Annotated in this window: 21 protein-coding genes; 5 read left to right on the top strand and 16 right to left on the bottom strand. The window is 62.9% G+C overall.

From position 1 onward, the window contains the following. Positions 1-70 precede the first annotated feature (70 nt). The 14 genes from AB1402_03985 to AB1402_03920 form a co-directional block, all read right to left on the bottom strand. On the bottom strand, positions 71-490 hold the full coding sequence (locus AB1402_03985; protein ID MEW6540764.1) for a DUF86 domain-containing protein: 420 nt from the start codon (positions 488-490) through the stop codon (positions 71-73). Between the two features lie 2 nt (positions 491-492). Continuing rightward, positions 493-972 carry a nucleotidyltransferase domain-containing protein gene (locus AB1402_03980; protein MEW6540763.1) on the bottom strand — a complete coding sequence of 160 codons (480 nt, stop codon included), beginning with the start codon at positions 970-972 and terminating at the stop codon, positions 493-495. Between the two features lie 266 nt (positions 973-1,238). Next, positions 1,239-2,939 (bottom strand): S-layer homology domain-containing protein, encoded by a 1,701-nt coding sequence (locus AB1402_03975; GenBank protein MEW6540762.1) that lies wholly within the window; start codon positions 2,937-2,939, stop codon positions 1,239-1,241. A gap of 200 nt (positions 2,940-3,139) precedes the next feature. After that, entirely contained in the window at positions 3,140-3,361 is a 222-nt protein-coding gene (locus AB1402_03970; GenBank protein MEW6540761.1) for a type II toxin-antitoxin system HicB family antitoxin, read from the bottom strand. Continuing rightward, complete coding sequence (locus AB1402_03965; GenBank protein MEW6540760.1) at positions 3,358-3,564, bottom strand: type II toxin-antitoxin system HicA family toxin; 207 nt, start codon at positions 3,562-3,564, stop codon at positions 3,358-3,360. Before AB1402_03965 ends, AB1402_03970 begins: the two co-directional genes overlap by 4 nt. A gap of 395 nt (positions 3,565-3,959) precedes the next feature. Further along, positions 3,960-5,276 carry an SEC-C domain-containing protein gene (locus AB1402_03960; GenBank protein MEW6540759.1) on the bottom strand — a complete coding sequence of 439 codons (1,317 nt, stop codon included), beginning with the start codon at positions 5,274-5,276 and terminating at the stop codon, positions 3,960-3,962. A gap of 268 nt (positions 5,277-5,544) precedes the next feature. Next, entirely contained in the window at positions 5,545-5,868 is a 324-nt protein-coding gene (locus tag AB1402_03955; protein ID MEW6540758.1) for a hypothetical protein, read from the bottom strand. A 2-nt stretch (positions 5,869-5,870) separates the two neighbouring features. Beyond that, entirely contained in the window at positions 5,871-6,284 is a 414-nt protein-coding gene (locus tag AB1402_03950; GenBank protein MEW6540757.1) for a hypothetical protein, read from the bottom strand. A gap of 35 nt (positions 6,285-6,319) precedes the next feature. Next, positions 6,320-7,117, bottom strand: a complete 798-nt coding sequence (locus AB1402_03945; protein ID MEW6540756.1) for a CpsB/CapC family capsule biosynthesis tyrosine phosphatase — start codon at positions 7,115-7,117, stop codon at positions 6,320-6,322. Positions 7,118-7,167: 50 nt separating this feature from the next. Continuing rightward, positions 7,168-8,178, bottom strand: a complete 1,011-nt coding sequence (locus AB1402_03940; GenBank protein MEW6540755.1) for a heparan-alpha-glucosaminide N-acetyltransferase domain-containing protein — start codon at positions 8,176-8,178, stop codon at positions 7,168-7,170. A 169-nt stretch (positions 8,179-8,347) separates the two neighbouring features. Beyond that, positions 8,348-8,869 (bottom strand): N-acetylmuramoyl-L-alanine amidase, encoded by a 522-nt coding sequence (locus AB1402_03935; GenBank protein MEW6540754.1) that lies wholly within the window; start codon positions 8,867-8,869, stop codon positions 8,348-8,350. Between the two features lie 64 nt (positions 8,870-8,933). Further along, positions 8,934-9,128, bottom strand: a complete 195-nt coding sequence (locus AB1402_03930) for a YvrJ family protein (protein MEW6540753.1) — start codon at positions 9,126-9,128, stop codon at positions 8,934-8,936. Positions 9,129-9,203: 75 nt separating this feature from the next. Next, positions 9,204-9,431 carry a DUF2922 domain-containing protein gene (locus tag AB1402_03925; protein ID MEW6540752.1) on the bottom strand — a complete coding sequence of 76 codons (228 nt, stop codon included), beginning with the start codon at positions 9,429-9,431 and terminating at the stop codon, positions 9,204-9,206. A 115-nt stretch (positions 9,432-9,546) separates the two neighbouring features. Next, complete coding sequence (locus AB1402_03920; GenBank protein MEW6540751.1) at positions 9,547-9,771, bottom strand: DUF1659 domain-containing protein; 225 nt, start codon at positions 9,769-9,771, stop codon at positions 9,547-9,549. Positions 9,772-10,113: 342 nt separating this feature from the next. Here AB1402_03920 and AB1402_03915 point away from each other — a divergent pair, with 342 nt between their 5' ends. After that, the gene (locus AB1402_03915; GenBank protein MEW6540750.1) at positions 10,114-10,359 is read left to right on the top strand and encodes an AbrB/MazE/SpoVT family DNA-binding domain-containing protein; all 246 of its coding nucleotides are present in this window, start codon (positions 10,114-10,116) and stop codon (positions 10,357-10,359) included. Then, positions 10,356-10,766 (top strand): type II toxin-antitoxin system VapC family toxin, encoded by a 411-nt coding sequence (locus AB1402_03910; protein ID MEW6540749.1) that lies wholly within the window; start codon positions 10,356-10,358, stop codon positions 10,764-10,766. Before AB1402_03915 ends, AB1402_03910 begins: the two co-directional genes overlap by 4 nt. 28 nt (positions 10,767-10,794) lie before the next feature. Here AB1402_03910 and AB1402_03905 read toward each other — a convergent pair whose 3' ends face one another. Further along, positions 10,795-11,508: an exopolysaccharide biosynthesis protein gene (locus AB1402_03905; protein MEW6540748.1), complete on the bottom strand. Its 714-nt coding sequence runs from the start codon at positions 11,506-11,508 to the stop codon at positions 10,795-10,797. A gap of 191 nt (positions 11,509-11,699) precedes the next feature. Beyond that, entirely contained in the window at positions 11,700-14,132 is a 2,433-nt protein-coding gene (locus AB1402_03900; protein ID MEW6540747.1) for a tetratricopeptide repeat protein, read from the bottom strand. A 270-nt stretch (positions 14,133-14,402) separates the two neighbouring features. On the opposite strand from AB1402_03900, the gene AB1402_03895 reads away from it, so the two are divergent. From AB1402_03895 to AB1402_03885, 3 genes are all read left to right on the top strand, one after another. Next, complete coding sequence (locus tag AB1402_03895; GenBank protein ID MEW6540746.1) at positions 14,403-14,651, top strand: ribbon-helix-helix protein, CopG family; 249 nt, start codon at positions 14,403-14,405, stop codon at positions 14,649-14,651. Beyond that, positions 14,648-15,055, top strand: a complete 408-nt coding sequence (locus AB1402_03890) for a PIN domain-containing protein (GenBank protein ID MEW6540745.1) — start codon at positions 14,648-14,650, stop codon at positions 15,053-15,055. Before AB1402_03895 ends, AB1402_03890 begins: the two co-directional genes overlap by 4 nt. A gap of 148 nt (positions 15,056-15,203) precedes the next feature. Continuing rightward, the gene (locus tag AB1402_03885; GenBank protein MEW6540744.1) at positions 15,204-16,877 is read left to right on the top strand and encodes an AarF/UbiB family protein; all 1,674 of its coding nucleotides are present in this window, start codon (positions 15,204-15,206) and stop codon (positions 16,875-16,877) included. Positions 16,878-16,885 lie beyond the last annotated feature (8 nt).

The following is a 16,885-nucleotide window of genomic DNA, read 5'->3' as shown; positions in this document are numbered from 1 at the left end:
CTGATCCGGCTGTTTTCGGAGGTACAAAATAAATAGCGGTCGACGTATAGCTGGTTTTGCTCTCCGGGACTTAAGGACCGATTTGGTCTCGGACGGCCCGCGCAAAGAGTCGCAGGTCATCAAGGTCTTTGCGTAGAATAGCCAAGATTACGTGCGGATCGATCTTTTCGTAATCATGGACGATTACATTGCGAAACTGCGCCATTTGCTTGAACTTGCTCAGTTTTTCTTGCGGTAGAATTCCAGCCTCGGTCAGGATCACCATGATGTCTTTGTAATCTTCCGGTGTGCGCAGGTTCAGGCTGACGATGAGGTGCTTTCCAATGTCCAGGCAACTCTCCACGGCTTTTTGCAGTGTGCGCTCCAGGTGATTGCGCAGCATCTTGTTGGCTTCCCAGTCCGCCGCAGAGATATGCCGCTGCTCCTCCAGGTCGGTGATATACTCAACCAGTCGATCCGTTTTCCGCTGGATGAAGTCACGATCAACCATGCTTACAACCTTCCCAATTTCGCCGCGGTGCAGAATTGGCGTACGGGTTGAAAATCAAGGTACTCACCGATGGCGGCTGCTTCAAGCTTGACGCGGCGTAGTGGATCCTTATCGACGACCACCCGGCCGTGTTTTCGGATCTGGTACCGCAGCAGCACCGGGGCCGTTTCAAAATCGACCACTTGCACGTTTTTGTGCACCAGGTCTCCGAGCGCCATTTCCAACTCAAGACGCCGGTCAAACCGGGCCGGCTTATCCCCCGCTTCGGGGGCAAAGATCACGGCAACGTCAACGTCACTTTGAGCCCACATGCGCCCCCGAGCGACCGAACCAAAGACATAGGCCACAGCCACGTCCGGCTGTGTTGCCAAATATTCCTTGGTGGTGATTATGATCTCTTCCGGGGTCACCGTTTTCACCTCACGAACGGATACTGGCGGTACGGTTTCCTTTACGGTTTCCAGGATGTTGACGGTGGGCACGCAGGGCGGCCGGCGGCGCCGCCACCCGGTAGTCGAGGCCGAGCCGATCAGCGGCGATTTTCAGCGTTCGCTGGGCATTAATTAGGCCAATCAATCGTTCGTTCCGTTCGATCTATGACCAACTGTAGCTGATTCTGGAAGGCTTGTCAACGGGTGGGTGGTTTTGGAGGTGCCGCCGGCGGACATAAAAACCCGGCAGGCGGAGTGACCCACCTGCCGGGGAACAATGGCCGGTTTCCAGTTACCGGTTTCCGGTTTAGGTGCCGTTACGGGCTGCCCGCGTCTGCCGACATGCGCTTGAGCATCACGATGGCTTCGGCCCGGGTCGCGTTCTCCCGCGGGGCGAACGCGTTGTCGGCTCGGCCGCGGACGATGTCCTGGTCGGCCGCGACTGCCGCCGCGGTCCGGGCCCAGGGGCTGATGCGGGCCTGATCGCCGAACCGCGCCAGGATGGCTTCCACCTCGGCGGCGTCAAGCTTGACGTCCTTGCCCTGATGGGCCAGTCCGCGCGTAACCATCGCCGCCAGTTCCTGGCGGGTGATGTTGGCGTTCGGTGCAAAGCCGCCGTCCGGGTAGCCGCCCACCAGGCCGGCCGCCGCCGCCGTTTCCACCGCGCCCGCGTACCAGGCTTGAGCCGCCACGTCCGTAAATCTGCCGCCCTTAGCCGCCTGCTCGGTGATGCCGAGGGTGCGGATCAGCAGGGCCGCAAACTGCGCCCGGGTGACGTTCTGGTTCGGTGCGAAGGTGGTCGCCGTCATGCCGCCCGCGATGCCCTTGGCCGCCATCAGGTTGATGTCGTGCTCGGCCCAGTGCCCGCCGATGTCCGTAAACTGCGGCGGGGTGAACACGCGGACCATGGCGGCGTACAGGCTCAGAGAGCTTCGCGGCGCCGAAACGGTCCTGTTTTGCCTGTCAACCGTGGAGCCGGGCAGGGCCTCCCATCTCCCGGCGATCTCGCCGTACCGGAACAAACCGAGGTCGGCCTCGCGCGCGCCCGCCAGCTTCGCCGGGTCGTACGGCACGGTCAGCGTGACCGGCCGGTCGAAGTTCCGGATGGCGCCCTTGCGCTCCCGGTCGGCGAAGGCTTCGATGTTGAAGCGGTAGACCTCGCCGGCGAGACGGTGCGCCGCAGGGGACGGGGCGGGGGACTCGTCCTTGGTCACGCCCAAGTGCAGCGTGACATTTTGCCCCAGGAAGGCGCCGAGATCAAGCGCGCCCGGCGGAATCGCCAGCTTGGCGCCGCCGATGTCCACCACGGCGGGCCGGTCGGCGACCAGCACCCTGGCCAGGAGGTCGGCCGGAACGGCGACGGTGCCCTGGGTGGCGACGGCCACCGGAATGCTGAAATTAACCTCCCTGACCGCCGGATCGGCCAGCATTCTCTCGACCTTGACCGCGTCAACCGTCAAGGTGCCCATGCCCTCCCTGACCTCAACGGTGCCGGTGGCCGCTTCGTGCTTCACCGGAGCCGGAGGAGGAGGGCCCGGACCGGGGGCGGGTTGGGGTGGCGGCGCCTCAATGGTGAGAGCAATGGATTTGGGCTCTTTACCGGATTCGTAGACCACCAGCGAGACTCCGAGAGGCAGTAGGTTCGTGAAGCTGTACGTCCAGGCGTAAACAAACTGATAGCCCGCCTCGTAGACCGTACTGTGGACCCCGGAGGCGTAAACCGTCTCGAGCACCCGCTCCCCATCGCGGATCACAAACCAGATGTTGCCGAAGTCGGCCGGAGTCAACGGTGTAATCCGAATGGTCAGGGTGACGCTCGTTTGGGCTTCGTTGGTTTGAAGGGTGGCGCCAGCCGCCTGGGGTAGATTGTTTTTGTCCAGAACGGTGATGTCGCGAGTCTGCGGCGCTTGGCCGCCCGCCGGAGTAAAGCTTCCCAGGGTGAGCGTGGCCAGAAAGGCGAGGAACACCACCAGGGCGATGTTGCCCAGCAGTGTCCGGTTCGCATATAATTTGCCCATTACCTTTTTCACCTCCTTCCCTGGCAGGATAGGAAGCGTGAGCACGTTGCCCCACTTAGGGTAAATTGTACCATGGCTCGTCAACTAAGTATACCGATTCATCACGCGTCAGGATTATTTTTGCGGATTAGTCGTCCCGTAAGTCCTAGACTAGGCTCCCACTTCGTACTCGGTGACCTCGCGCGCCACGTGTAACCGTCCTATCCCGTAGCTTCTTGAATTACCACATACTCGACCCGAGCTGACGGTGCCGGCAAGGATAGGCCGTCCTCTTTGAGACCGATCAGGTGCATTTTCAGAGCTTCCTTATATTCGGCTAAAGTTTCTTCGGGTGTTTTCCCGGTAGCAATACAACCCGGCACATCAGGCGAATAGGCGGCATAGTTACTTTCAGCCTTTTCGATTACCACCACATATTTCACTTTCCAGTCCCTCCTTTAGTCTTCAACCGTGCCTGGCCCAGGATATTGTTCAGGGTGCCGGGCGGCACCTCATCCCCGGGGTGACCGGCCACCGTCACGCGTCCCGCCTTCGTTGGATGTTTAAACTGCCTATGGCTACCTTTCTGGTTTACCATATGCCAACCATCTTCACGAAGCATTTTGAGCACGTCACGAACCTTCATTCCCATTAACCTTGAACCGCTTTTATAATATTTGCAGCTTTCTCAGGCACCTTCCTCACAACTATAACACAATTCCCGGAAAGTGTATTAAAAACCAAACCGGTCGAATGCCGCTCGCGAATCTTAAGGCTGCGGCTGATGCTCAGAACGCGCCAGCGATGTGAAGAGCCGTATACCTAAATAGGGCAAGTACGGTTCTGTGAGGGGATGGGGCCAATTCCATGCACACAGAGGTTCAGAAGAGGCCCACTCCTACTCGACCCTATTTTCCAGCGCTTAAGCCACCTGGAAAAAGGGGACAGGCACCTTTTTCGAACGGAAGCTCTGCCGTAAAGCGAAAGTTGTGGCGTCCGAAAAAGGGAGCCAGTCCCCTTTTTCCAACCGGCAAGCGCTTGTTACTGTGGTCCCTTGTCTTTCGGGTCTTCTTCCGGGTCGTCAAAGAATAAAGAGTAAAGGTCGTGGTCGTCTAAATCGTCCCCGTCTTCGTCATCCTCATCATCCCGGCCGTCATCGGGGTAGAATTCGTCCAGAAAGCGGAAGAGGTCCTCCTGTCGGCGCCCGACCACCCCGGGTGAGACCCCGTATTTTTCGGCGGCTTGCGCCTGCGTGACCGGAGATTCAGATTGCAGGTCCCGGACAAAGTACTCCACCGCCGCCGCCATCGCCTCCGGCTTTCGGTACGACGGCGCCTCCGCCAAGTGATAGTGCAGCCAAAAGGTCACCGCAAAGCGGACTACTTCCACCGGGCAGTCGGTACTCATCCGGTCGGCCAACATCCGTGCCGTCTCCAGCGCCTGACTGTCCCTGAAGGCCAGCCACTCCAGCTCTTCGGCACTGATTTCCCCCGCTGCCGTACCCGACAGCAACCCCAGGGACCGTGAAACAAATTCCGCGGTAAACACGATGATTATCCAGCCGTAAGCCTTGCACAGTGCCGGCCATCCCTGCTTTCCGGGCACCAAGTCCGGGAGCCCGGACATTACGGGCATGAGCCGGACAAAATACGCCTCCCGGAACAGACCCGGCACCAGAAAAAAACCCCCGGTGTACCCATGACAGCGTCCGCGCTGGATCAGGCGCGCCGCCAAAATATCGCCGCGCTTAGCCCTGGCCAGCCCGTCGCCCGCAACATACCTGACGCTGAACTCCTGATCCGTCAGGTACTCGTGCACCAAAACCGTCCGGTTCTCCTCGTCGTGAGCCACCACCAAATGCACCGAAAACCGTGAGTCCGCCCACCGGTCGACGGACCGCCGCACAAACGTCCGCATCCCCGCGCCGCGGCGGCGCAGAAAATTATCCAAGATGGTTCCCCCGCCGGGCAGCCGGCCGTCGAAAATCGCGAACTCCAGCACCAGGACGCCGATCGTGTCCGAAAGTTCTTCATCAACGCCATCCCGCACCCACCCGGACTCCATCGCCTCAGCCCACGGCGGCGCAAGCACCCCGCCCGGAAGCATCTCCGGCCCGTTTCTCTCCCCGCCCGCCTCCGCCTCCGGAAAGCTCAAGGAACGCAGAAAGCCGCTCTGTAGATAATCACCGTATTTGACCTCGGCATAATGCAGCAGGTCGTCAAATACGGCGTCGATTTCTTCGGTCATAAATTCCGGCACCAGCTCGGCGACCGCCGTTTGCCCCGCGCCGCAACACTTTTTGTATTTCCGGCCGCTGCCGCATGGGCAGGGGTCGTTGCGGGCAACAGTGCTGGTCATGTGCTTACCCCGCCTTCCAACCTTTTTACGCCCTTATCTTTCGACAAAGCAGGTGCAACTCAATATTTCTCTCATCCAGATCCCTCGTTTACTCAATTAGCATTAATTAGGCCAATCAATCGTTCGATCTATGACCAACTGTAGTTGATTCTGGAAGGCTTGTCAAAGGGTGGTGATTGGCTCCACGTTCCGTACGGCAGAAAGACACCGGACATAGAGGGGTGAAGGTTTTGCAACCAGGGCGCTGCACGGTTGAACTGTACCGTTACTATCTCACGCGGTCAGCCCGCCAAGCGGGCGCTTGCCGCCGGCAGCGCCAGCGGGCCAACGGGTCGGTATCCTCCGGGGGCAGCTCGTCAAGAAAGGCCAGCGCCCAGAGGCGTCTGGCGGGTTCGGGCAACTCGCGCCGCCCGTGAAAATCATTCAGAAAGACTTCCCCTACCCGTTGGCGTCCGTAGTACTCAAAGAGCCACTCGACTTGTTCCCACGCGCCATAGGCCAGTGTGGTCCGGATCACCAGTTCGGCAGCCGCGTCGGGGTCCAGCGTCTCGAAACGGTAGTTCCGGAACAAGGGCCGAAATGACTCGGGCAACATCACCATTTCCTCCTCCACGCACGCAATTCCACCGAGCGCACAATCCGCCGGGCTTCATCCCTTAAGAACGCCTCAACGTCCTCAACGGACAAAACCTCGTTCAAAACGAGATTCAGTGCCTGCTCCCGGTCCGGGACGTCCTTGGTGTAGACCAACTGTTCCAGAAAGAGCCGCGCCGAAAACAGTGCTTCACCGTGCAGGGTGAACTTGCCGGGGGCGTGCTGGAGAATATGCTCTAGCGTAGCGGCGCCTGATTTAAGGACAAAATACATGTCCACGTAGTCCCGAAAAGCCGCCCGCCGCCCGATGGTGTAGGCTTTCATCAAGGCGATCTCCCGGGCCGTCGCCAGGGCGATGGCGCCTATCTTGGCGGTGTCGGCCGTCAAGGTGCCCATGCCCTTCTTCGACCTCAACGGTGCCGGTGGCCACCTCGTGTTTTTTAAGTATACTATGCGTCAGGATTATTTTTGCGGATTAGTCGTCCCAACCAGTGTTTTCCGGTTTCCAATTCCCGGGGCGTGCCGGCAGCCACCGGCCGCCCCTCCAGGACGCGGCGGGGGTTTTCCTGCAGCAGCAGGCTGGCGGCCTCTTTACCCACGAGTGCGGCCAACCGGTCCGGCATCTCCCCCATGGCCGTCAGGCGTGCGCCGGGGCCGTGCAAGTCCGAGGCCGCGAAATGCGCCCAGTGTTGCCGAATGAACAACGCGGCGGCCGCCTGCGCTCGTGAGCCGAACAACCCGGTGAGGCTCCCGGCCGTCACCTGGACCAGCACGCCCCGCTGCACCAGCCGGTACAGCCTTTCCGGGCGCGCCGCCAACTCGCGGTTGCGCTCCGGGTGGGCCAGCACCGGGGTCACCCCGCGCACCAAGAGGTTGAACAACACCTGGTCGGTGTAGGGCGACACGCCGACCATGGGCAATTCCACCAGCACGTGGCGCCCCCGGTCGGCAAGGGTCAGGAGTTCACCCCGGTCCAGCTTCTCCGGCAGTTCCGGCTCCAGGTAGTATTCAGCGCCGGGGAAAACCCGCAGCGGCAGGCCGGCCGCCTCCAACGCCGCCTGCAGACGGGCGACCCGCGCCAGTATTTGTTCCCGGCCGTGGTCGTACACCCCCGGGATGACGTGCGGCGTGGCCACAACACAGTCCACCCTGGCGGCCAGCGCCTGTCCGGCCGCTTCCAGGGCCTCGGCCTCATTCGCGGCGCCGTCGTCGCATCCTGGGAGGATGTGGGTGTGAATGTCGATCACGGCTTTAAAGCCCCCAGTCTTTTCATTAAATAATGGCGAAGGCCGCCGCCTCACACCTTCAGGCGCAGCCCCGCCCGCTGGGCAACCGGGGTCAGCACCAAAAGACCCGCCGCGCCCGCCAGGGCCATCACGCCCGCCAGCGGCCAGGCGAAGTGCCCGAAGCCCACGGTGAAAAGCACCGGACCGTATGCCAGCGCCTGCAGCACCCAGGCTGTCAAAGGGTACTGTCCCGCCCGGCGGAAGAACACCCCCCAGGCCGGACGCCGGGACTCAAACCAGACAAACACCAGGGCCGCAATCCCGGCCCCGAACACGGTGTAGGAGGCGCTTACCAGGATCCGGTCCAGCGGCGCCAGGAACCAGTGAGAAACAAGCCCCAGGGCCGTCAGGACGAGCCCCATGCCCAGCCCCCGCAGAATGAAGACCGGCCGCGGCGCCCGGTACAGAAGCTCACCGCACACCGTGCCCGCAACAATGATCACGGACCAGGACAAAACGGCCAACGGCCCGCCCTCCGCCAGCGACCGGGCGGTGTCGGCCACGGCGGGCAGCGGCAGCAAAAACGCCTGGTAGAAGAACGCCGGCGCCAGGGCCGCCGCCAAACGCAGGTCCAGGCGCAGGTGACAGAGGATGAAGGCCAGCACGTAGGCCAGGGCCCAGGTCTCCAGGATGCCCCAGGTTCGCGCGGCGTTCTCCCAGAGGGAGGCCTCCGCCGTGTACCCGAACCAGAAGTTGGGCACATAGCCGATGACAAACAGGACCGCCGCCCGCCGGACCACCCGCTGCAGGGCGCGTCGGCCGCCGCCGCCCGCGGCGGCGCGGGTGCGCGCCCGGGCCAGCGTCAGCGGCAGGCAAAGGCCGATGGCGAAACCAAAGAGCGGCGCCACCAGGTCCAGGGGCAAAAAACCGTCCGGCCGGGCGTGGTTTACTAAAAGCGGCGGGTCCGCGGCGAAGAGCACCACGAAGTTGGCGGTGAACATCAGAAAGACCGCCAACCCCCGGAAGTCGTCAATACTGGTATACCGCCCGCCACATGCAAACCGCCCGCCGTCACCGAACACCCCGCTCGCTCCCTCCTCCGAAAATAGAATCTTGGATGATATTTTTATCCCCGGTGGCGACGAAGAATCGTCGTGCGCGACTCCTTTGCCTTGGGCCGTTTGCCTGGCGTGCCCCGGTATCATTATATCACCGGATATCACCGGCGCGAGAACACCCACCTTTCCCGTTTTACCGCACCGCGATCCAGGTGTTAAACCCCTGTTCCCGCAGTTCCAACGCCAGTTGCTCGGCCCGGTCCCGTTCCCGGAAGGCGCCCACCTGGACCAGGTACAGCGTTTCGGGCCGGGCGAGCGCATGGCGCATGGCGGCCAAGTCCAGGTACCGGCCCGGGCAAGCGGTGGCCGCCCCCGGCACCTCCCGGTGTCCCAGCACCTGCGCCGCGGGGATGCGGTACTCGGCCATCAGCCGCGCCGCCAGTTCCTTCAGGGCGGCGGTCTGCGCCGGGTGCGGCGCCCGCACCTCCAGGTTCCCGATCACGGCCACCCCCAGGGCCTTGTGGTTCATCCCCCCGGCCAGGCAGTGCGCCCCCCGCATGGACGGCGGCCGGCCGGGGACCACGCGGCCGTCGCGCTCGATCAGCCAGTGGTAGCCCACGTCCCTCCATCCGAGCCGCCGGTGGTATTCCCGGACCTGCCGGGCGTCCTTTTCCTCGGCCCCCGTGTGGTGAATGACAAGGTGCGTCCACTTCATCCGCACCCACCGCCTCTTGCGGTGCCGACTTGACCGACTGCCGGGTGCCTGGGGTGCCTCCGCTTCATTCGCCCCCACCGCCCTCTACAATGCGCCGGGCTGCGTCCAGGTCCACCCCGCCCTGACGGGCCACCACCACGGCCAGCAGGGCGACCGACTTCTGCAGTTCCCGGATCACCGGTTCCAGGCGCACCAGCAGGTAGGCGGCCACCGCCATGGGAAAGCCATAGTTCCCGAAGGTCAGGAGCAGTTCGTCCACGGCGCTTCACCTCCTTAACGTAAAAAGAGCGGGCGCGGGGAGGAGAAACCCTCCCCGGCCCCCGTAAGTCCTAGACTAGGCTCCCACTCCGTACTCGGTGACCTCGCGCGCCACCAGCCGCGCGCCCACCCGTCCGACCAGCCCGCCGCCGGACGAGATGAACACGCCGGCCTCGACGATGGCGTTCATGGCCGCTTCGATCTCCGCCGCCGTCAGGTTCGCGCGGGGTTCGGCCACGCGGACGGTGACCGTCCGGCCGGCCTCGTTGGCGAAGCGCAGTTCCAGAGTCCGCTCCACATCCATTTCCAAAATCACCTCCTTCTTAGAAACCGGGGTGCCTTTGGGGGACTGTGCCCCTAAGGGCCAAAGGGGACTGTCCCCTTTCTGTGTCCCCCTTCTGTCCGGGCACCCCGGGGCTTTAGGCCTCGACCAGTTCGCTGGTCACCTGGCGCTGCACCGCGTTCAACGGGTGCACTTGCAGGCCGGCCAGAGCCAGCGCCGCGTCGTACACGTTTTGATCCGCAGCCTCAGGCTTGACGCCTGACCAGCGCCGGTTGCGGAACACCGGGTTTCCCTGGGCGTCCAGGCCCACGGCAAACCGGGCGATGAGCACGCCGGCTACCGGAGTCGCGTTTACCGCCATAAAAATCACCTCCCCACCCTGCCAACGAGCGGCGGCCTGACCGTTATTTGCGTATGAGCGCCGCCTACCGGCCCGCCGCCCCGCCTCTACCCACAGAATACACCATCGCCCGGAACGGCCCAAGGCCTAAAAGCCCTTGTCCATGGCGATTAGGTTTTCCCGGCGCGCCCAGGGAGCGGGTATCTGTAAATATCAGTCGGATGTGAGGTTTGCCTGCGGAATCGCCCGGTGGTTTCGTTCGGTGGTTTCGCCCGGTGGTTTTTACTCCAAGGGTTCTTTACTACTGCAACCCGCTGTAGTATACTCTTTATATGGTAAACTTCAAGCGGGAGGTAAGGTTCAGTGCAGAAGGTCACTATTTCCGAAAAAGGGCAAATCTCCATCCCGGTTTCCTTACGCAGGCGGTACGGTTTGAAGAAGGGCGACAGGTTGGCCGTAGAGGAGGCCGATGGCGCCATCGTGCTGCGTCCTCTGCCACGGCACCCCTTCCTGGCCCTCAGGGGCAGGCTGAAGGGCGCGGGCGGAGAGAGGCTGACGGACCTGTTGCTTGAGGAGCGCGCCGCGGACAGGGAGCGGGAGCGGCGTTGAGGCCCCGGAGGTTCGTTTTTGACAGCTACGCCGTGCTCGCGCTGGTGGAGGACGAACCGGGGGCGCAGGTGGTGGCCGATATTATCGCCGGTGAAGCAGCGGAGCTGTACCTGAGTGCGATCAGCCTGGGAGAGGTTTACTACATTCTCTTCCGAAGGCAGGGCGAACCGGTGGCGGAAGAGGTGGTGCGCGGCGTTATGCAGGAGGAATCGCTCATCACGGCCGAGGCCTCGTGGCTGAGGGTAAAGGACGCAGCCCGTATCAAAGCGGGGGGCGGGCTTTCGTATGCCGATGCTTTTGTTTTGGGGCTTTCTCTGGAACTCGAGGCACCGGTGGTCACCGGCGACCCCGAGATCCGGGCGGCAGCCGGGAGACTTGGCGCAGAAATCGTCTGGATCGGCAGGTAGGCTGACTCTTCAGTCCACCTTATTTCAGTCAGATCGCGCCGCTGAACAGGTGCCGGAACGCTTCACGGACGGCTACGCTGCCGCCAAGGATGAGCACGGCAAAGTAGACGGCCGTGGCCAGGTTTAGGAGATGCCCGCACAGAACCGAGAGGCCGTCGCTCCGCAACAGCCCGATGGACAGAAACAGCAAAGCAAGGGCGGGCAGTGTATTGCTGAAGGGAATCATCCCGAAAGGGACCATGAGCAAGACAGCTCCTGCAATCAAAGCGCAGTAGTTCACTGTGCGCGCCAATCGCGCGGAAACCAACCAATGCAGTCGCCGGGGCCGACTCACACGCTCCGTTAAATCCAGCCATTTTGTACCCCGATCGAGCGCCGCCCGGAGCTTGTCGGCCGGCAGCTTGCGCTGGGCGATGGACTTTGGCAGCCACAGGTTGCGTCCGAGAAGACAACTGATGCCAATGAACAGGATGGCGGCGCCAAAAACGGTACTGACGCCGGGAATCGAAACCGGAACAATGAAGATAAGCGCCAGAAATGCCGTGAGCACCAGTAAGCCGTCCGGTCCAACAATGTCTCGAATCGCGGCCACGGTCACTTCACTCGAAGGTAGATTATCGACCATAGCATTCAGCTTCTCCCTCGGAGAAGCTGAATGCAAAACCGTCTCTGACTGCTGCGCTTGACTTGCGCACAAGTGGCGGCCTTCGAACGGCTCCTCCTCCGAGATTTTCCTGGGCATGCTTTCATCTCCTGGCTGACGGCCTCCTGCTGCACCCGCGCGCAAGAGTCCTCGTCCGGGCATAGCGTCCGGGCATAGCGTCCGGGCATAGCGTCCGGGCATAGAGTGAGGTTATTCTTTCCAGCTTTTTCGATTCCAGTATACCCGACACGCAACTTCACCGTCAACGCCCTCAACGCCCCTATATTTTGTTATTCGGCCTTCAATACCGGCAGTTCCCGGAGTGCGGCGTACATTTGCGACGCCTCGGGGATTAGTTCCCCGGCTTCGGCCAGCAAGGCGGCCTCTCGTTCGGTGTCGCCCCGCGCGGCGGCGACCGCCGCCAGCCAGACCAGGGTCTCGCCCCGGGCCTTTTCGTCTTCGGTGGCGGCGGCCGCCTCGAGGGCGGCGGCGGCCGCCTCGAACTCGCCCAAGAAGTAGTGGGCGGCACCGAGCGGGAACTGCATGGCGCCCCCCCTCACTCCCAGCGGGGGTCCGGACCAGAGGCGTTTGTAGGTGTCGGAGAGCGCGGCCATGACCGCGTCCATCCGTGCCGGCACGGCCACCGCGGCCTGGAAGTACTTCCGGGCCGCTTCCGGGCCGTCTCCTTGAATCTCCCCGTAACCGGCCGTGAAATAGGTGCGCACCAGGGCCTCGTAGCTGCTTATCGCCAGCGGGGCTTTGGTTAGGGCCTCTTCGGCGCCGGCCGTCGCGGCTTCGTAATCGCCGCGCATGCTCAGGATCTGCGCCCGGAATTCGCGGTAGGCCGGGTTGTAGCGGCTCTTGGCGACGGCCCGCTCGATTTCGGCCAGGGCGGAGCCATGGTCGCCGCGAGACAGGTGGACCTGGGCCAGCAGGTAGTTGTATTCGGCGTTGAAGGGGTTGTAGGCGGCGGCCTGCTGTACGGCGGCCAGGCCGGCCTCGCCGTCCCCCTGCTGCAAGAGCTGTACCCCCTGAGAGACCTTGGCCGCGGCCACGGACAGGGCCAGCACGCCGCAGACCAGCAGCCCGGCGGCGATGCCGGCGGCGGTCAGCAGGCTGTAGTTCGGCGGCGCGTAAGACGACAGCCGGCGCTTCTTCCGGCGCGCCGCCTCCGCCACCGTTCGTGAGCGGTCTCCGGCTTCCCGCTCCAGGCCCGCCAGCGCCCCGAACAGGACCCAGACCACCAGGGCCAGCGCGCCGAGCGAGAAGTTAAAGTCGAGCGCCGAGTGAATGCCGACGGCCAGGCAGGCCAGCGCCACCGTCCAAACCAGGGTGCGGCGCCCGGGGTCTTTGGCGTTCTTCTGGTACAGACGGTAGGCCGTCCAGAGAAAAACCCCCCATACAGCCGCAAACAGGAGCATCCCCGGAATGCCGGTCTCCACGCCCACCTGCAGGTAGTGGCCGTGGACCTGCCGCGTGACATAGTGGTAGGGCAAAAAAGCCTGGTAGGCTTCCGCCCAGCCGCCGCCCCCCCAGCCGGTGAGGGGCCTGGCCAGCACCATTTCCCAGGCGGTGAAAATATAGTGCAGCCGGTGCTCGAAGTTTTCCCACTTGAGCAACGCCTGAACTTTGGTCCAGTTGGTCAGGATCACAATCCCGGCACCGGCTAAAACCAGGCCGAACCCGCCCAGGACCGCGCGGGAACCGTGGGTTTCAATCCGGGACTGCAGGAACGACCGGCGCAGCCGGCTGTAGCCGAGCTGGCCGGCGGCGGTCAGAACCAGGCCCAGGAGCACCCAGAGCCAGGCGAACTCAAGCCGCCCGTCCGCCACGGCGGCCAGAAAACGGTTGACAGCCAGAAGGGCCGGCGCCGCCGTCAGCAGCAGGTGGGCCACCACCGGGAAGCGGCGGTCGGCAGGCAGCCCGAACACGAATAGCGGCAACAGCAGGCCGAAGACGAGGAAGCCGCCCTGGGATTTCGTGCCGAAGAATACGGCCAGGAGCAGGAAGTTGCCCAGAGCGTAGTAATAGGGGTAGGGGTCGAAGCGCATCCAGGCCGGGAGCCCCTCGCCGGCGGCCGGCTTTTTGCCCGCCTGCGCGGGCAGGCCCGCCGAACCGGATTCCACCACCCGGCGCTGCCACAGGTAGAACCCCAGGAAGAGCACGGCCATGAGGTAGTTGGCCAGGGCGTTCGGGTACTGGAAGGTGGAGTAGATGCGCCCTCCCAGGAAGCCGTCCGGGATTTCGATGATGCCGGTGGCGGTGGCCAGTCCGGCCAGGGCGACGCCGGCGGCGCTCAGGTAGAGGACGTGGAACACCCGGTGCAGGTCGTCGGCCGAGGTGATCACCCGGGCGGCAATCCAGAAGGCCAGGAAGTACAGGAGCGCCCTGGCGATTTCATTCACCGCCGCGCCGGTGTTCACCGCGAAGAAGGCGCTGAAGAGGTAGAGCGCCGGCAGGGCCGGCATGAGGTAGTCCAGCGGGTGTTCGAACATCCGGTTCTCGTGGGTGGCCACTTTTCCGACCCAGACGAAAAAGAACAGCACCGCGGCCGTGATCAGGGCCCAGTGCTGCTCATCCGGAAAGAAAAGGCCCCGCAGGTAAGGGCTGACAAAGAGGATGGACATCAGGCCCCAGAAGGCGAAGGTGAAGGAAAACGGCTGGGCGGTCCGGGCGGCGGCGGCGGCGGGAACGGTCGTGGTGCGGGTGCCTGCTCTGGTCATACTGGATTGAACGCTCCTTTGCTGGTTGACTGTTGGTCAACTTAAAAGCTCGGACAAGGGGTCTGGACGCCTTCCAACCTTTTTACGCCCTTATCTTTCGACAAAGCAGGTGCGACTCCTGCAGCGCGCCACAATGTTCAGCGGTCCAGCGCCCCCGGAAAAAGGGGGACAGTCCCCCTTTTTCGCCTGATGCCGTACGCGTAACCCGATTGAAAATGTGCGTCTCATCTGTTATCATTGTTGTTATCATGATGTATGGAGAGGATGCCAATGTTGCGCACACAGATTCAACTGACCGAACAGCAGGCCGCTTTCCTGAAAGCCAGGGCCGCCGCCGAAGGTGTTTCCATGGCTGAGCTTATCAGAAAATATATCGATCTCGCCCAAGAATCGGCGCTGATTCCGGAAGCATCAAACCGGAGGCAGCGCGCTGCTTCTGTTGCCGGGCGGTTTCGCTCCGGAAGGGGAGACATAGCGCAAAATCACGATGAATACCTGTCCGAGACTTATGACCAATGAGCGTCTACATCGATACCTCAGCCTTTCTGGCTGTCTTGGACGCCGACGACTCGCACCACGGCCGGGCAAAAACGGTGTGGCTGTCTTTGATGGAATCACGAGAAGTGTTAGTATGCAACAATTATGTGCTGATAGAAACTCATGCTTTGGTGCAGCACAGATTGGGCATGGCAGCGGTAAGAGCCTTTACCGAAAGCGTATACCCGATATTGACCGTCGAATGGCTGAATAGCGATGCGCATCGCCAGGCTGTCAGCGCCTTGCTGACGGCCAACCGCAAAGATCTGAGCCTTGTTGATTGCTCTTCGTTCAATACTATGCGTCAATTGGGTATCAATAAGGTCTTTGCTTTCGATAAGCATTTTGCTGAACAAGGTTTTGCTTGTATAGTATCGGAAGGATGAAAATACCCCTCACCCTGACCCTCTCCCAGAGGGAGAGGGGATTTTCAGGGTAGGCTAACGGTGCGGGTTCGCCGACCGGCTGGTGTCGCACCAGCTGAGTGAGGAGAGGGGATTTTCAGGGTAGGCTAACGGTGCGGGGGGATCGCCTTTGTTCATCGGACTGCGCCGGCGCTTCCGGATGGTGAAGCGTTACCGGGAGATCGCCCGGATCCTGACCAGGCACGGGTTTGATTATCTGCTCCACCAGTTGGGGCTGGCCGACGTCATCGCCCTGCCGCGCCGCGCCGGCGGCCGCCGCCCCCGCGAGGTCCTCAAGCGCTCCACCCCCGAGCGACTGCGCCTGGTGCTGGAGGAATTGGGCGCCACTTTCATCAAGCTGGGCCAGCTCCTGTCCACCCGGGCCGACCTCCTTTCCCCGGAGTACATCGAACAGTTGGAGCGACTGCAGGACGCCGTGCCCCCGATTCCGGCCGCCGAGGTCCGGCGCGTCGTGGAGCGCGAACTGGGACAGCCCCTGGAGGTCCTCTACGCCCGCTTCGATCCCGAGCCCCTGGCGGCCGCCTCAGTCGCCCAGGTGCACCGGGCCGCCATGCACGACGGCACCGACGTGGTCGTCAAGGTGCAGCGCCCGGGAGTGAAGGAACAGATCCACCTGGACCTGCTGATCATGCTCGATTTCGCCCGCCTGGCCGACCGGCACACCCCGTGGGGCCGGATGTACAACTTCACCAACATGGCCGAGGAGTTCCGGGAGGCGATCGCCGAGGAGACCGACTTCCGGGCCGAGGCCCGGCACGCGGACACCATCCGCCGCAACCTGGAGGGCGACCCGCGGGTGTTCGTGCCCCGGGTCCAGTGGAGCCACACCGCCGAGCGGGTGCTGACCCTGGAGTACGTGGGGGGCATCAAGCTTTCCAACCTGGAGGCGCTGGAAGCGGCGGGAATGGACCGCAAGCGGCTGGCGCGGGTGCTGGCGGACGTGCTCTTGAAGCAGATGCTGGTGGACGGCATCTTCCACGCCGACCCCCACCCGGGAAACATCTCGGTCCTGCCGGGGGAGCGGCTGGCGCTGATCGACTTCGGGATCATCGGCCGCCTGGGTCTCGAGAACCGGGACCGCCTGGGGCAGATCATGCTGGGGATGATCCGGAAGAACGCGGACATGGTGATGCGGAGCGTGCTGCGCTCGGGCGCCGTGCCCGACTCCGTGGACATAAATCTCTTGCGCCGCGACATCGAGCAGCTGCAGCAAAAATACTACGATGTTCCGGTGAACCAGATCAACGTGTCGGAATCCATGCGGGACTTTCTGGTGTTGGCCTACCGGCACCGGGTCCGCCTGCCCAACGAGCTGACCATGCTGATCAAGTCGATCATCACGGCCGACGGCCTGGTCCGGCAGTTGGATCCGGAAATCAGCGTGGTCGACATCGCCCGGCCCCTGGGCCGGCGCCTGCTGGCCGAGCGCTATAGTGTGAAGCGCCTGCAACGGCTCTGGGGCGAGCGTCTCCCCGAGTACGCCCAGATCGCTTCCCGCGTGCCGTTCCAGTTGCACGACGTTCTGGAGCAGCTGGCCCGGGGCGAACTCCGGATCAAGCAGGACAGCCCCAGCGTGGACCGGCTTGCAGGCCGGCTCTCGGCCATTACCAACCGGTTGGTGCTGGCCGCGCTGGTTACCGTACTTTTCTTGAGTTCCGCCCTCTTCGCCTACATAGATTACCAGTTCGCCGGCTCCGTCCCGGCCGCCGACGTCACCTTTTTCTCGGGCTTGGTGCTAGGGGCCTGGCTTCTCTACCAGATCCTTCGTTCCGGCCGCGTCTAGCCTAAAGG

It is taken from the genome of Bacillota bacterium, assembly GCA_040757205.1.
Taxonomy (GTDB): Bacteria; Bacillota; Desulfotomaculia; order Desulfotomaculales; family Desulforudaceae; genus Desulforudis.
This window is presented reverse-complemented; position numbering and strand designations above follow the sequence as displayed.

Coding starts and splice junctions, on each gene's coding strand:
- AB1402_03985 (MEW6540764.1), bottom strand. CDS start 490: ATGGTTGATCGTGACTTCATCCAGCGGAAAACGGATCGACTGGTTGAG.
- AB1402_03975 (MEW6540762.1), bottom strand. CDS start 2,939: ATGGGCAAATTATATGCGAACCGGACACTGCTGGGCAACATCGCCCTG.
- AB1402_03965 (MEW6540760.1), bottom strand. CDS start 3,564: ATGAAGGTTCGTGACGTGCTCAAAATGCTTCGTGAAGATGGTTGGCAT.
- AB1402_03960 (MEW6540759.1), bottom strand. CDS start 5,276: ATGACCAGCACTGTTGCCCGCAACGACCCCTGCCCATGCGGCAGCGGC.
- AB1402_03935 (MEW6540754.1), bottom strand. CDS start 8,869: ATGAAGTGGACGCACCTTGTCATTCACCACACGGGGGCCGAGGAAAAG.
- AB1402_03925 (MEW6540752.1), bottom strand. CDS start 9,431: ATGGATGTGGAGCGGACTCTGGAACTGCGCTTCGCCAACGAGGCCGGC.
- AB1402_03920 (MEW6540751.1), bottom strand. CDS start 9,771: ATGGCGGTAAACGCGACTCCGGTAGCCGGCGTGCTCATCGCCCGGTTT.
- AB1402_03905 (MEW6540748.1), bottom strand. CDS start 11,508: ATGCCCAGGAAAATCTCGGAGGAGGAGCCGTTCGAAGGCCGCCACTTG.
- AB1402_03900 (MEW6540747.1), bottom strand. CDS start 14,132: ATGACCAGAGCAGGCACCCGCACCACGACCGTTCCCGCCGCCGCCGCC.
- AB1402_03895 (MEW6540746.1), top strand. CDS start 14,403: ATGTTGCGCACACAGATTCAACTGACCGAACAGCAGGCCGCTTTCCTG.
- AB1402_03890 (MEW6540745.1), top strand. CDS start 14,648: ATGAGCGTCTACATCGATACCTCAGCCTTTCTGGCTGTCTTGGACGCC.